General features: G+C 37.9%; 10 protein-coding genes and 1 riboswitch. Of the genes, 9 read left to right on the top strand and 1 reads right to left on the bottom strand.

Annotated features, from left to right (window positions below; translation table 11 throughout):
• Nucleotides 1-65: 65 nt before the first annotated feature.
• The 9 genes from opp4A to D8M06_RS05140 all read left to right on the top strand — a co-directional run bounded on the left by opp4A (nt 66) and on the right by D8M06_RS05140 (nt 14,014).
• A complete protein-coding gene (gene opp4A / locus D8M06_RS05180) occupies nt 66-1,928 on the top strand; it encodes an oligopeptide ABC transporter substrate-binding protein (RefSeq protein ID WP_121203293.1) in 1,863 nt (620 codons plus the stop codon).
• Between the two features lie 152 nt (nt 1,929-2,080).
• Nucleotides 2,081-2,938, top strand: a complete 858-nt coding sequence (locus D8M06_RS05175) for a chemotaxis protein (protein WP_121203292.1) — start codon at nt 2,081-2,083, stop codon at nt 2,936-2,938.
• Between the two features lie 36 nt (nt 2,939-2,974).
• Nucleotides 2,975-3,673: a ribose-5-phosphate isomerase RpiA gene (gene rpiA / locus D8M06_RS05170; RefSeq protein ID WP_121203291.1), complete on the top strand. Its 699-nt coding sequence runs from the start codon at nt 2,975-2,977 to the stop codon at nt 3,671-3,673.
• A 183-nt stretch (nt 3,674-3,856) separates the two neighbouring features.
• Nucleotides 3,857-5,704 carry an asparagine synthase (glutamine-hydrolyzing) gene (gene asnB, locus D8M06_RS05165; protein ID WP_121203290.1) on the top strand — a complete coding sequence of 616 codons (1,848 nt, stop codon included), beginning with the start codon at nt 3,857-3,859 and terminating at the stop codon, nt 5,702-5,704.
• Nucleotides 5,705-5,823: 119 nt separating this feature from the next.
• Complete coding sequence (locus D8M06_RS05160) at nt 5,824-6,102, top strand: YciI family protein (protein WP_121203289.1); 279 nt, start codon at nt 5,824-5,826, stop codon at nt 6,100-6,102.
• Between the two features lie 868 nt (nt 6,103-6,970).
• Nucleotides 6,971-7,053, top strand: a riboswitch (ZMP/ZTP riboswitch).
• 161 nt (nt 7,054-7,214) lie between these two features.
• Complete coding sequence (gene serC / locus D8M06_RS05155) at nt 7,215-8,297, top strand: 3-phosphoserine/phosphohydroxythreonine transaminase (RefSeq protein ID WP_121203288.1); 1,083 nt, start codon at nt 7,215-7,217, stop codon at nt 8,295-8,297.
• Nucleotides 8,298-8,312: 15 nt separating this feature from the next.
• Nucleotides 8,313-9,512, top strand: coding sequence for a phosphoglycerate dehydrogenase (locus D8M06_RS05150; RefSeq protein ID WP_121203287.1), 1,200 nt, complete (start codon nt 8,313-8,315; stop codon nt 9,510-9,512).
• A gap of 1,007 nt (nt 9,513-10,519) precedes the next feature.
• Nucleotides 10,520-13,123 carry a bifunctional acetaldehyde-CoA/alcohol dehydrogenase gene (gene adhE, locus D8M06_RS05145; RefSeq protein WP_121203286.1) on the top strand — a complete coding sequence of 868 codons (2,604 nt, stop codon included), beginning with the start codon at nt 10,520-10,522 and terminating at the stop codon, nt 13,121-13,123.
• A gap of 87 nt (nt 13,124-13,210) precedes the next feature.
• Nucleotides 13,211-14,014, top strand: coding sequence for an SDR family NAD(P)-dependent oxidoreductase (locus D8M06_RS05140; protein ID WP_121203285.1), 804 nt, complete (start codon nt 13,211-13,213; stop codon nt 14,012-14,014).
• A gap of 147 nt (nt 14,015-14,161) precedes the next feature.
• Here D8M06_RS05140 and pflA read toward each other — a convergent pair whose 3' ends face one another.
• Nucleotides 14,162-14,914, bottom strand: coding sequence for a pyruvate formate-lyase-activating protein (gene pflA / locus D8M06_RS05135; protein WP_121203284.1), 753 nt, complete (start codon nt 14,912-14,914; stop codon nt 14,162-14,164).
• Nucleotides 14,915-14,928 lie beyond the last annotated feature (14 nt).

The raw sequence follows: 14,928 nt of genomic DNA, 5'->3' as shown, positions 1-14,928 counted from the left end.
GCTCAGGCATACATAGGGAGGGCTGATTGGAAACAAAGAGGGAATAAAAAAGGGAGGTTAAAGGAATGGAGAAAGGAAAATTTAGTAAGTGGCTACTCTTCATCATGCTTGTATCGCTATTGGTATTAGCAGCGTGTAGCAGTGGTTCGGATGAAGAAACGGAAGGAACAGATGAACCAGATGCTACGGAAGAAGAAGGGACAGAAGAAGCTGAAGAAAGCGAAGAGGAATCAGAAGAAGAATCGAGCGAAGATGGTTTATATTCCATCGAAGACTTTGGCAGAGATAAAACAAATGAAGGGGAAGCTATTGACGGAGGTACACTGCAATATGGTTTAGTAACTGATACGCCGTTTGAAGGTACTTTGAACTACAATTTCTATTCAGGGACTCCAGATGCAGAAATTATTAAGTTTTTTGATGAATCCCTATTAGCTGTAGACAATAACTTTAACTATACACAAGAGGGTGCAGCGACATTTGACGTGAGTGAAGATGGTAAAACCTTTACACTTACTATCAAAGATAATGTGAATTGGCATGATGGAGAACCGGTTAAAGCAGAAGATTGGTTATTCTCGTATGAAGTAATTGGTCACCCTGATTATGATGGGGTACGTTATGATGCTACTTTTCAAAATATTGTAGGGATGGAAGAGTATCATGCTGGAGAAGCAGATACGATTTCAGGTATCGAGGTAGTGGATGAGAAAACATTAACGATCACGTATAAGGAAGCAAATCCATCCCTGTTAGCAAGCGGTATTTGGACCTATGCAATGCCAAAACACGTATTTGAGGGCATTGAAGTAGCAGATATGGCAGCTTCAGATGAAGTACGTAAAAACCCTATTGGTATGGGGCCGTTTAAAGTAGAAAGTATAGTACCTGGGGAGTCTGTAACCTTCGTAGCTAACGAAGATTACTATCAAGGTACACCAAAACTAGATGGACTGACATTAAAAGTTATTCCACCAACAACCGTAGCACAAGCATTAGAAACGGGTGAAGTAGATATGGTGGATAGTTTCCCAACAGATCAATTTCCAGATGTAGAAGAATCATTAACAAATGTTGAATGGTTGGGTCAAACTGATTTGGCTTATACGTATATTGGATTTAAACTAGGAAAATGGGATGCAGATGCTGGGGAAGTAGTTATGGATCCGGATGCTAAAATGGCTGATGTCAATTTACGTCGCGCTATGTGGTATGCTGTTGATAATGATTCAGTAGGTGAACAGTTCTACAACGGACTTCGTTGGGCTGGTACGACCTTGATTATTCCAGCGTTCCCTGATTATCATGATCCAACGATTGAAGCACCATCTTATGACCTAGATGAGGCAAACAGAATTTTGGATGAAGCAGGATATGAAGATACAGATGGTGATGGAATTCGTGAAAATCCAGAAGGAGAAGAGTTAGTTATTAACTTTGCTTCTATGTCTGGAGGAGACACTGCAGAACCAATTGCTAATTATTACATGCAAGCATGGGAACAAGTTGGTCTGAAAGTGGAACTTGTAGATGGACGTTTGTTGGAATTTAACTCCTTCTATGATCGTATAGAAGCAGATGACCCCGGAATCGACATTTATCAAGGTGCATGGGGTACTGGTAGTGACGTAGACCAGCAAGGTTTATATGGACGCCACGCCATGTTTAATTACCCACGTTATGCTAGTGAGGAAAATGACCGTCTATTACAAGAGGGTGCTTCTGAAAAATCACTAGATACAGATTATCGTAAAGAGGTTTATAAAGAATGGCAACAATTGATGGTAGATGATATTCCAGTATTCCCTACACTTTATCGTGCAGCATTAGTACCGGTTAACAACCGAGTAACGGACTATTCCATCCAATGGCAATGGGATGATTGGCATGAAGTTGGTTTAACACAGGAAGAACCTTTATTACCTTAATATTCAATAGAAAAGGAAGACTCATTTTAATGTGAGTCTTCCTTTTTGGTGCCTGTCACTCCCCGAATTTTGTCGAAGGAAGGATGGGTATTTTTTCTCTTTTTTAAAGTTTTGCGATAGCGTACGATTTATAGGAGAGGGGAGTGGGATGTATGAAAAAAAAGCTGGCTGTTGCTATATTTCATGGGGCAGGAACTCCGGAAGAGGATTTTGCTGATGCCATGATTTCCAAATTGGAAAAAAGGTTTAGGAAAGAATTGAATGATAAACAATCATATGAAAAATATTTCGTATTTAAGCCAATTCATTGGTCTACTGTTTTTGAAAAGGAACAAGCGGAGCTTTGGAATCGACTAAAGGCAAATGAAGATTTGGATTATGCACGTTTGAGACGGTTTGTTATTGAATTTCTAGCAGATGCCATTGCATACCAGCCAACCAATCAGCCAAATCAAAATTATGATAAAGTCCATGCATATGTTGCATCTGCTATAAATGAATTAAAAGAGAAGGCTGGACCAGATGCTCCACTTTGTGTAATCAGTCATAGTTTAGGTACTGTAGTTGCTAGTAATTATTTTTATGATCTTCAATATAAAAAAGAGAAAAGAGGACTGGAAACGAGGAAGTGCACTGGCAACTCCCCATTAGAGCAATGTGAAACATTATCTTTGTTTTACACAACAGGAAGCCCACTAGCATTATGGTCTCTTCGCTATATTGATTTTGGTGCACCAATCACCGTTCCTTCCGATAAGATAAAAAAACTATATCCCCAGCTTCAAGGAGAATGGATTAATTTTTATGATAAAGATGATGTACTCGCTTTCCCTTTAAAACATATAAATGAAACTTATAATCAAGCCGTAACAAAAGATATATCCGTTAATGCAGGTGGAATCATTACCAGTTGGAATCCGTTATCCCATTTTCATTATGACAAAAACGAAAAAGTGATAAAAACGATTGCAAAAAGTTTAGTAGAAACGTGGAGAACCGTAAATAGATAAGCTATAATGAGAGTATATTGGATAGGAGGTATCAGCATGTTAAGCAAACAAGACCAATTAAAAAAGCTAGTAGGGGAAGAAGCTGTTCATTATATAAAAGATGGCATGAAAATTGGGTTAGGTTCTGGCTCAACGGTTTACTGGATGGTGAAAAAATTAGGTGAACGGGTGAAAGAGGAAGGATTAAAGGTAGAAGGTATTCCGTCCTCCGATTTAACTGGAGATTGGGCAAAGGAATTTGGGGTACCTTTAACAGACTTCTCTCAAGTAGAAGGCTTAGATATTACAATCGATGGTGCGGATGAAGTGGATGAAAACCTACACTTAATAAAAGGCGGCGGTGGTGCACTCTTTCGTGAGAAGATTATTGCACAGGCTGCAAAAGAACTAATTATTATTGTGGATCAATCGAAAAAGGTTCAACATCTTGGAAGATTTCCTTTACCAGTAGAAGTTTTACCTTTTGGCTGGGAAATGACAGCAAAGGAAGTCGAATCTTTAGGCTGTGAATGGAAATTGCGTCATAGAGAGAATGATATATATATAACAGATAATGGCAATTATATTTTAGATTGTTACTTTAATGAAATTCTTGAACCAGAGAAACTACATAAACAACTAAAATTAATGGTGGGCGTTGTAGAGACAGGCTTATTTACTAATATGGCGGATAAAGTTATCGTAGGTGGAGGTGACGAGATAGAGGTAATTGAAAGAAAAGGACAAAAAAATTGAATCGATAGAAAAAACACGAAGAAGCATCTCCATTCTTCGTGTTTTTTACTATTTAGAAAACACTTATAGTTTCTCGAGAAATCTTTTCTGCGGAACAACTACAGATCCAAATAAAATAATTGACACCTTTCTTTGTAGAGGCGCATAGGATAGTTGGTAGCCTAAAGGAAAGAGTTGATTGGAATGTGTGGGATAACAGGATTAGTTGAATGGAAAAAAGATGTTAGATCTTCTCAAAAGATAGTAGAAAAAATGACAAATACTCTAGCACATCGCGGGCCAGATGACACAGGGTTATGGTTAGACCGACATGTAGGTTTTGGTCACAAGCGACTATCAGTAGTCGACCTAGAAGGTGGAAGACAGCCAATGAAAAAAGAAAAAAATGGGGTGTCCTACACGATTATATATAATGGCGAACTATATAATACAGAAGAACTTCGTAAAGATTTAGTCCAAAAAGGCTATACGTTCACCACAACATCAGATACGGAAGTCTTACTTACTGCTTATATGGAATGGAAAGAAAACTGTGTGAAATACTTAAATGGCATTTATGCATTCGGTGTTTGGGATGAAGAAAAAGAGCAGCTATTCATGTCAAGAGACCGTATGGGCGTAAAGCCGTTATTTTATCATGAAGTTCCGGGACGGTTCATTTTTGGCTCTGAACTAAAAGCCATCTTGGCGCATCTAAATGTTCATGCAGAAGTAGATCGCAGCGGCTTATCGGAAATCTTTGGATTGGGACCTTCCAGAACGCCTGGTCATGGACTTTTTAAAGGGATAAAGGAATTGCGTGCAGGTCATTCTCTAACCTTTTCCAAACATAATGGTTTAAAAGTATGGCGTTATTGGAATATGGAGAGCAAAGAGCATCCGGATAATTTAGAAGATACAGCAGAAAAGGTAAAAGAATTATTTGTTGATGCGGTGGAGCGTCAATTAGTGGCAGATGTTCCTGTTTCAACTTTTCTGTCTGGTGGGGTGGATTCCAGTGCCATCACCGCTATAGCTGCTAATTATTTTGAAAGACAGGGAAAAGAAGCGTTAGCAACATTTTCTATTGACTATGAAGATAATGACAAACATTTTAAATCAAGTAAATTTCAACCTTCCAATGACAGACCATTTATAGAAAAAATGGTAAAACACTTTGGAACAGAGCATCATGATGAAGTTATATCAGGATTTGATCTTGCAGATTTATTAAAAGAAACTGTTATACTGAGGGACCAACCAGGGCAAGCGGATATTGATTCTTCTTTATTATGGTTATGTCATCGTATCAAAAATCATACGACTGTTTCATTGTCTGGTGAATGTGCGGATGAGATATTTGGGGGCTATCCTTGGTTTCATGACCCAACAGCAGCAGAAGGTGGATTTCCTTGGATGAAATCATTGGATTCAAGAATTGATTTACTGCATCCAGAATGGCAAAAAAAGTTAGATTTGAAGACTTATGTGTATGATCGTTACAAAGAAACAATTGCTGAAACCCCCAAATTAGATGGTGAAAGTGAGAATGATTCAAGAAGAAGAGAACTGTTCTATCTAAATATGCACTGGTTTATGGCACAACTTTTGGATCGGAAGGATCGGATGAGTATGGGAGCAAGTCTTGAAGTTCGCGTTCCTTTTGCAGATCACAAATTAGTAGAATATGTATGGAATATTCCTTGGGAAATGAAAACTTTGGAAGGCCGAGAAAAAGGGATTTTACGAAAAGCATTAGAAGGAATTCTGCCAAATGAAATCTTATATCGTAAGAAGAGCCCATACCCTCGCACATTCCAGCCTGAATATACAAAGCAAGTTACCACATGGATGGAAGATATTTTAGCTGATTCCTCTTCACCATTATTTGAATTTATGAAACGTGATAAAGTGGAGGCCATTGTAAAAAGTGAAGGAACTGAATTTAGAGATCCTTGGTATGGTCAGCTGATGAGAGGACCACAGCTGATTGCTCATCTTTGCCAAATCGATTATTGGTTAAGAACATACGAGGTGAAGGTAAGTGAATAAATCTTTTAACTCTCACAATCTCTTAATTAGTGGTTGATGAGAGTTTGTTTTGTCTATTAATAGGTACAGGAATGGCGTATAATATAGTAGAAAACATACATACAGAGAGGGAAATTAATATGAAGTACTTTGCTGTTTATTCACCTATGAAAAATGAAGAGAAAAATAAATCCTTTCGACCAGCACATCTTGAATATTTAGCTGTAAAGGAAAGGGAAGGAAAAGTTTTTGCTAAAGGTCCATTTGTAGATGGTTCAGGGGGATTAGTTATTTATATTGCAGATACGAAAGATGAAGTAGAAGAAATAGTAAAGAAAGATCCATATGTTACAAGTGGGGCAAGAGGATATGAAATTCATGAGTGGGGTATGAGTACTGTTGCAACTATGCCTAATTAAGTGGTTCAAAACTGGTTAGTTGACTAGCTATACTCTAGCGGGTCTTATGCAAATTCTAGTAGATTGTTGCTTTTTAACATGACTTTACTTTGTATTTTATATAGACTTTTAATATCTTTAATTCAGAATAGTGCTTATTATCCGCTACGGAAATACACTTCGCTTTCCGCGGGGAGCTGGTGAGCCTCCTTCGTGCTGACGCACAAAGCAGTCTCACCGATGCTCTTCTTCCCGCAGGACAAGGAACGCTTCGGTAGCGAATCATCGCACGCAGAAAAAAGTGGTCTTCTTTTTTCAAGGAGTCTCCGTGTATTTCCTCCGCTAAGTCCCTGCTATACGAGGAACAACTATCCCAAACGTGACATTATGGACTTTAGCTATAAAAATATCTAGGCCATCTAACTCAGCGGAGGCAGAATTCGTAGACTCCTCGAAATAAAAGGCAATTTTCTTTGTGCGATGTAATGCTGACGAAGCCTTCCTTGTCCTGCAGGAAAAGCACAAGTCCAGACCTGAGCAGCGAGGGAACTACTTGATTAAGCTCCTTTGGCCCTTGCGCCGAGGAAGCCTACTTCGGAGCGTTACTAGTAGATGCAGGTGCAGTTCTGGTTTTTCCGCGAGGGAGGCTGAAGCCGTGCCCGCGAACCGCAAGTTTTCTGCCGGAGCGAATGACAGCAGAAAACATTCATAAGTGTAAGCGACAGATAACTATTCTGAATTAAATAAATCAGAAGTTTCTATCCACTATACAACTTCAAAAAGCAACAAACAATACGAAAAGAGACTAATAAAAGTACTTTAAAGTCAAAAAATATAAAAATTATGGTTGATAATTGTTAGATAATTTGATATTGTTAAAGCAAATATAATTGTCATATGTAACTGGCGAAACACGGATAACCGTGAGGGAGCATGTGGCAAGTGATGTAGCCGTTCGCCTGGGCAGAGGTAAGGAGTTTTTCTCCTTACCTCTTTGTGTTTATCAGGAGAAGGATAAGTATAAGTAAGTTAGAAAGTATCAGTGAAACTAACATATTGCTGAAACTTACTATTGATTAGTAGATTTTAATACTGCAAGAATGGCAAGATAAAACGAATAAGGGTGTGAAGAAATGAAGAGGGTATATAATTTTTCAGCTGGTCCTTCTATGCTACCTCTCCCTGTATTGGAGAAAGCTCAAGAGGAATTGATTAATTATAAAAATTCTGGGATGTCTGTGATGGAACTAAGTCACCGTTCGGGATTGTTTACAAATATTATCATGGAAGCAGAACAACTTTTAAGAGATTTATTATCCATTCCAAATGAATACAAAGTCCTTTTCGTACAAGGAGGTGCTTCCCAGCAATTTGCAACGGTTCCAATGAACTTGCTTCACAATAGCGGGAAAGCAGATTATGTTAATACAGGATCATGGTCAAAGAAAGCAATAAAAGAAGCCAAGAAATTTGGTGACATTCGTGTAGTAGCATCATCAGAAGATAAGAATTTTACTTATATACCAGCTCTTAGTAAAGATATGTTTGACCCTGAAGCAGATTACGTGCATATTACAACAAACAATACGATTGAAGGAACATATTTTTCTACTATTCCAGATACAGGTGATGTTCCACTTGTAGCAGATATGTCTTCTAATATTTTATCGGAAGAACTTGACGTATCGAAATTCGGGTTAATTTATGCTGGAGCACAGAAAAATATAGGACCTGCAGGATTAACGGTTGTTATTGTACGTGAAAATTTAATTGGTCACGCGTCTGATACATGCCCTACAATGCTTGATTATAAAACACATAGTAATAGTGGTTCATTATATAATACCCCACCTACTTATGGAATTTACATGGCAAAACTGGTGTTTGAATGGTTGAAGAAACTTGGTGGATTAAAAGAAATGGCCAGACGAAACCAGCAAAAGGCTAAAATTATATATGATACGATTGAGGAGTCTTCGTTATTTACTTCTCCTGTACAAAAAAATAGCCGTTCATTAATGAATATTCCATTTATTTCATCATCAGCAGAAATAGATGCTAGTTTTATAGAAGAAGCACAAGCTGCAGGGCTTGAAACACTAAAAGGTCACCGATCTGTTGGGGGAATGCGCGCAAGTATCTATAATGCAATGCCTTTGGAAGGTGTAGAAGCATTAGCTTCGTTTATGAAGGAATTTGAGAAAAAACATAAATAAGAGAGAGGGAAAAAGTTGAGCACATTAACAATTGATCAAACAAAATCCATTAAGACCTTAAATAACATCGCCGCACGAGGGTTAAATGTTCTAAATGAAGCAGATTACAAGATTGATAATGACAGTGAGAATCCAGATGCAATTGTTCTTCGCAGTTATAATATGCATGACTATGCATTTGGAGATAACTTAAAAGCAATTGCCCGTGCTGGTGCAGGGGTAAATAATATTCCTATTGAAACGTGTACGGAATTAGGCATTGCTGTTTTTAATACGCCAGGTGCTAATGCAAATGCCGTAAAAGAAATAGTGTTGACTTCTTTAATGGCTTCTTCTCGAAATCTTTTCAAAGGTGTAGAGTGGGTGAATAGCTTACAAGGCAAGGGAGAAGAAGTACCAAGTTTGGTTGAAGCAGGGAAGAAACAGTTTATTGGCAGTGAAATTAAAGGAAAAACATTAGGCGTTATTGGTTTGGGACATATTGGTGCGCTTGTCGCAAATGATGCACTAGACCTTGATATGGATGTGATCGGTTTTGATCCATTTATATCTGTTAATACAGCTTGGAACCTATCTAGAAACGTCCAGCGTGCAATGTCTATAGATGAGTTGTTTGCGCAAGCGGATTATATTACGGTTCATGTTCCACTCACAGATGATACGAATGGTTTGTTTAATAAAGAAGTTTTTCAAAACATGAAAACAGGCGTTCATATATTTAACTTTTCTAGAGGAGAACTAGTAAATGATGACGACATGGCAGCAGCATTAGAATCTGGAAAAGTAGGTAAATATATAACCGACTTCCCAAATGATCAAGTATTAAAAATGAAAAATGCAGTCCCAATACCTCACTTAGGAGCATCAACTAAAGAGTCAGAGGAGAATTGCGCTGTGATGGCCACTCGTCAGGTACGAGATTTTCTGGAGACAGGAAATATCAAAAACTCGGTTAATTTCCCTAATGCGTCTTTACCTTATACAGGCAGACGTCGTGTAACCGCCTTTCATCATAATGTTCCAAATATGGTTGGTCAAATTACTGCAGCTGTCTCTAGCAATAACTTAAACATAGCAGATATGATCAATCGCAGTCGTGGGGATTATGCGTATACAATGATTGATATAGATAATAAAATTAATGGTGATACGATTCCAGACTTGGAAAAAGAGATAAACCAAATTTCTGGAATGGTAAACGTTCGTATTATTTAAGGAGATAACCATATAAACAAAGAGAAATCCGAACTTTAGTTTAATCAAGTTCGGATTTCTCTTTGCGCATTTTTCTATTTCGGATAAAGACTTTACTTTATAATGTTGATTATTTCTATTTTGATTCGTTTTAGATGGCTCTTTTTTAAAGATTGTTGCTTTTAACCATGACTTTACTTTCTATTTTGTATAAACTTTTAATATCTTTAATTCATAATAATGCTTAACACCCGCTACGGAAATACACTTCGCTTTCCGCGGGCGCTGCTGAGCCTACTCCGAGCTAACGCTCACCGTAGTCTCACTTAGTCTTTTCTTCCCGCAGGACAAGGAACGCTACGGCAGCAAAACATCGCACGCAGAAAAAAGTGCTCTTCTTTTTTCAAGGAGTCTCCGTGTATTTCCTCCGCTAAGCTTCTGCTTCACTTGATTTTAAGTAAATAAATTTATTTTATACGAGGAACAACTATCCCAAAAGTGACATTATGGACTTTAGCTATAAAAATATCTAGGCCATCTAACATAGCGGAAGAATACATAGACTCCTGCGGGAAAAGCACGAGTCTGAAGACCCCGCAGCGGCGCTTTTTCCGCGAGGGAGGCTGAGGCCGTGCCCGCGGAAAGCGAAGTATTCTGCCGGAGCGAGTGATCGTACAAAACTTTCATTAGTGTAAGCGAGCGCTAACTATTCTGAATTAAATATATCAACAATTTCTATCAACTGTAAAACTTCAAGATGTAATAAACCATACGAAAAGAGCCTTTTAGATAAGTAAGTTTTAGAAATGTAAAGCTTCTATTTTTTGGTTTTTCTTATTGCCACTGTGTTATTATAAATAATAATTGTGAACATTTTCACAAATTAGTCATATTTAGCTGAAATTGTAAACGTTAACAGGTGTTATGATGTTTTTGGAGATAGATAGAGAGATAAAAAACTCCTATTCTATACCATTTTTTTTAGAAATAATTGTTCACTGTTTCACAAATGAGAAGGAGGATTTCATATGATTACAACTGCACCAGAAAAAACAAAAAAAGAATCCGCAAGTGAAAGTATTGATGTATTAGTTGCAAATGGACAGAAAGCATTAAAGGAAATAAAGAAGCTAGATCAAGATCAAATTAATGAAATTATAAAACAGATGGCTCTTGCTGGTTTAGATAAACATATGAAGTTAGCTAAAATGGCAGTGGAAGAAACGAAACGTGGTGTATATGAAGATAAAATCATAAAAAATATTTTTTCTACGGAGTATATTTATCATAACATCAAGTACGATAGAACTGTTGGAGTAATTAATAGGAATGAATTGGAAGGTACAGTAGAAATTGCAGAACCAATAGGTGTCATTGCTGGGATAACGCCAATTACGAATCCGACGTCTACGACCATGTTTAAAGCACTTGTGTCTATTAAAACAGGTAACCCAATTATTTTTGCTTTCCACCCAAGTGCACAAAAATCAAGTTCAGAAGCAGCACGTACCCTATACGAAGCAGCAGTTAAAGCAGGCGCACCAGAGCATTGTATTCAATGGATTGAAAAACCATCCCTAGACAAAACACAGCTTTTAATGAAACATGATGACATAAATCTTATTTTAGCTACAGGTGGTGCTGGCATGGTGAAATCAGCCTATAGTTCAGGCAAGCCAGCATTAGGGGTTGGCCCAGGTAATGTTCCTTGTTTTATCGAGAAATCAGCTGATATTAAACGCTCTGTGAATGACCTGATTTTATCGAAAACATTTGATAATGGGATGATTTGTGCTTCAGAACAAGCAGTAATAATCGATAAACCAATTTATGAAAAAGTAAAACAAGAAATGATAGATAATAATTGCTATTTCCTAAATGAAGCTGAAAAGGCAAAAGTAGAGAAATTAGTCATTAATGAAGATACCTGTGCAGTTAATCCTTCTATTGTAGGTATGAGAGCTTCGAGAATTGCAAAAATGGCTGGTGTTACCGTACCTGAAAATACGAAAATATTAATAGCAGAATTAACTGGTGTTGGTCATGACCACCCATTATCTAGAGAAAAATTAAGTCCTGTTCTTGCTTGCTATAAAGTAAATGGTTCTGAAGAAGGGTTACAGCGCAGTGAAGAAATGCTGGAATTTGGTGGGCTAGGACACTCAGCAGTACTTCATTCTGAAAATCAAGATGTTATCACTGAATTTAGCCTGCGTATGAAAGCTGGGCGATTAATTGTGAATCAGCCATCTTCTCAAGGTGCTATTGGTGATATTTATAATGCGTATATGCCTTCCTTAACTCTTGGTTGTGGTTCTTACGGTGGGAATTCTGTATCAAGTAATGTTGGGACCGTTCACTTGTTCAATGTGAAAAAGATGGCGAAAAGAAATGTGAACATGCAATGGTTTAAGGTTCCGCCAAAAATCTACTTTGAAAAAAATGCCGTCAAATATTTAGAGAAAATGCCAAATATTTCTAAGGCAATGATTGTTACTGATTCCATGATGGTAGAGCTAGGATACGTAGAAAAAGTACTGTACTACCTACGAAAACGTCCGGATTATGTACATTGTAAGATTATTTCTGATGTAGAGCCTGATCCTTCTAAGGAAACGGTTATGCGTGGAGCGAATGCCATGAAAGAGTTTGAGCCTGATGTAATCATCGCTTTAGGTGGGGGTTCTGCTATGGATGCGGCGAAAGGTATGTGGTTATTTTACGAGCATCCGGATACTGATTTTAATGGTATAAAACAAAAATTCATGGATATCCGTAAACGAATTTATAAATATCCAGATTTAGGTCAACGTGCTCAATTTGTTGGCATTCCAACAACTTCTGGTACAGGATCAGAAGTAACTTCTTTTTCCGTTATTACCGATAAAGAAAACAACATTAAATATCCACTTGCTGATTATGAATTAACACCAGATGTGGCAATTATCGATCCGCAATTTGTGATGACCGTACCTAAGACTGTTACAGCTGATACAGGTATGGACGTATTAACTCATGCGCTTGAAGCATATGTCTCAAACATGGCGAATGATTATACAGATGGGTTAGCGATGAAAGCCATTCAGCTTGTATTTGAATATCTGCCACAGGCTTATCATGATGGTGGAAATGAAAAAGCAAGAGAAAAAATGCATAATGCATCAACCATTGCTGGAATGGCCTTTGCTAACGCATTTTTAGGCATCAACCATAGTTTGGCACATAAATTAGGCGGAGAATTCCACATTGCCCATGGACGAGCAAATGCGATATTATTACCGCATGTGGTTCGATATAATGCAACAAAACCAACGAAATTTGTTTCCTTCCCTAAATACGAATATTTTGTTGCGGACGAACGTTACGCAGAAATATCTAAGATTCTAGGGTTGCCAGCTAGAACAACGGAAGAAGGCGTAGAAAGCCTTGTTCAGGCTATTATTAAACTAGCAAAAGAACTTGATATTCCAATGAGCATTGAAGCAAATGGAGTAAACAAAAAAGAATTTGAAGCAAAAGTAGATGATCTAGCTGATAAGGCATTTGAAGATCAATGTACAACAGCAAATCCAAAATTGCCACTCGTTACAGAATTAGCGGACATTTATCGAAAAGCATTCAAGGGTGTTTAAATAGTAACAAACAAAATCCTCTTTGTTTCCATACAGAGAGGATTTTTTCGTTACAATAGATATATAAGTGATTAAAGGAGGATACATATGAGTCTATTTTCAAAGGATGCGTTAGTCGGAAAACATGCATTAATTACGGGTGCTACTGGTGGAATTGGATATGAAACAGCAAAGGTACTTGCTGGTATGGGTGCTGCAATTACGATTACTGGAAGACGGGAGGAGGTGCTTCAACAATTAAAAGAAGAGATTTTAAATGAAAATTCCGATGCGAAGGTGTTGGTTGTCTCAGCAGATTTGACGAATTCAGCAGAACTGGATCAGCTTGTTGAGGCTGCTGAAAGTGCAAATGGGTTCGTATCCCATCTTGTTAACTCTGCAGGGGTATTAGGAAACAGTGCAATTGTGGAGGACATGACAATCGAACAACTGGAGAAAGTAATGCATGTGAACTATACGGTACCAATTCTATTAACGAAGAAAATCTACTCGACTATGAAGGATAGAAAAGAAGGATCAGTTGTGAATGTAGCTTCTTTATCCGGTCTTCGTGGCACTTATGGTGGGACTGCTTATTGCGGATCGAAATTCGCATTGATTGGTTTTACCCAATCATTTGCCTTAGAAGCCATTCAACATGGAGTACGTGTCAATGCGGTATGTCCGGGATATGTGGAAACAGAGATGGGAAAAGAATCTATTCGAAAAAAGGGAATCAAAGAGGGTAGAAGTTTTGAAGAACAATATACCGTTGCTAATAAAAGCATTCCATCAGGCCGTATTTCATCACCAGAAGAAGTTGCCAACACCATTGCCTTTCTGCTGACTGATGCTGCAGCCAACATTGTAGGAGAATCGGTGAAAATATCAGGTGGATCTGTAATGAGGTGAGTAATTGACAAGATAAACTAGTATGGTAACACCTATAACTCCTGAGTAGTTCTATGAGACAATAGCACGAGCCCTAAACTGCCCCGTAGACCGACCTATAAAACAATCAACCCCAGAAGAATTCCTCCTTCTGGGGTCTACACTTATTTATGCATGTTGTGCTATTTTTTTTATCGATTCTCCCAATATCCGTTCTGCATTTTCAACTCGTTCTGCGGATGGGGCTTCAATACCTTCTAATGGGTAATTTAATCCAAGGTTTTCCCACTTATAAACACCGAGCTTATGGTATGGGAGAACTTCCACTCTTTCAACATTGGATAGCGTACTGATAAAACCAGCTAACCCTTTCAAGTCTTCATCATAATCGCTTCGTTCGGGTATTAATACGTGGCGAACCCAGATAGGAACTTGTTTTTCTTTGAGGTAGTTGGCAAATTCAAGAATATGTTCGTTTGACATACCAGTTAAAACTTTATGTTTTTCTGGATTAATTTGTTTGATATCCAGCATGACAAGATCTGTTAATTTCAGTAACTCATCAAGTGTTTCTAGAAAACTAGGAGACTTGGTAAAACAACCACCTGCAGTGTCAATGGTTGTATGAACCCCATGTTTCTTCAATTCTTTAAATAATTCTATTAAAAATTTGCTTTGAAGTAATGGTTCACCACCACTAACGGTTACTCCACCACCGGATGCTTGGAAAAAGGGGAGGTAATTTAAAATGTCCTCAACCATTTCATCTACGGTTACGACTTTGCCGTCGCCCATTTTCCATGTATCGGGATTGTGGCAAAATTGGCAGCGTAGAGGACAGCCTTGCGTAAAGATGACATAGCGAAGACCTGGTCCATCTACTGTTCCACATGTTTCTACTGAATGTATACGTCCTTTCATATTAAAAACCTCCC

Origin of the sequence: Oceanobacillus halophilus, from assembly GCF_003628505.1 — a bacterium.
Classification (GTDB): Bacteria; Bacillota; Bacilli; order Bacillales; family Amphibacillaceae; genus Oceanobacillus; species Oceanobacillus halophilus.
This window is presented reverse-complemented; position numbering and strand designations above follow the sequence as displayed.

What these genes read in the sequence shown, in the direction of transcription:
- opp4A (WP_121203293.1), top strand. Translation starts at nt 66, where the DNA reads ATGGAGAAAGGAAAATTTAGTAAGTGGCTACTCTTCATCATGCTTGTA.
- D8M06_RS05175 (WP_121203292.1), top strand. Translation starts at nt 2,081, where the DNA reads ATGAAAAAAAAGCTGGCTGTTGCTATATTTCATGGGGCAGGAACTCCG.
- rpiA (WP_121203291.1), top strand. Translation starts at nt 2,975, where the DNA reads ATGTTAAGCAAACAAGACCAATTAAAAAAGCTAGTAGGGGAAGAAGCT.
- asnB (WP_121203290.1), top strand. Translation starts at nt 3,857, where the DNA reads ATGTGTGGGATAACAGGATTAGTTGAATGGAAAAAAGATGTTAGATCT.
- D8M06_RS05160 (WP_121203289.1), top strand. Translation starts at nt 5,824, where the DNA reads ATGAAGTACTTTGCTGTTTATTCACCTATGAAAAATGAAGAGAAAAAT.
- serC (WP_121203288.1), top strand. Translation starts at nt 7,215, where the DNA reads ATGAAGAGGGTATATAATTTTTCAGCTGGTCCTTCTATGCTACCTCTC.
- adhE (WP_121203286.1), top strand. Translation starts at nt 10,520, where the DNA reads ATGATTACAACTGCACCAGAAAAAACAAAAAAAGAATCCGCAAGTGAA.
- D8M06_RS05140 (WP_121203285.1), top strand. Translation starts at nt 13,211, where the DNA reads ATGAGTCTATTTTCAAAGGATGCGTTAGTCGGAAAACATGCATTAATT.
- pflA (WP_121203284.1), bottom strand. Translation starts at nt 14,914, where the DNA reads ATGAAAGGACGTATACATTCAGTAGAAACATGTGGAACAGTAGATGGA.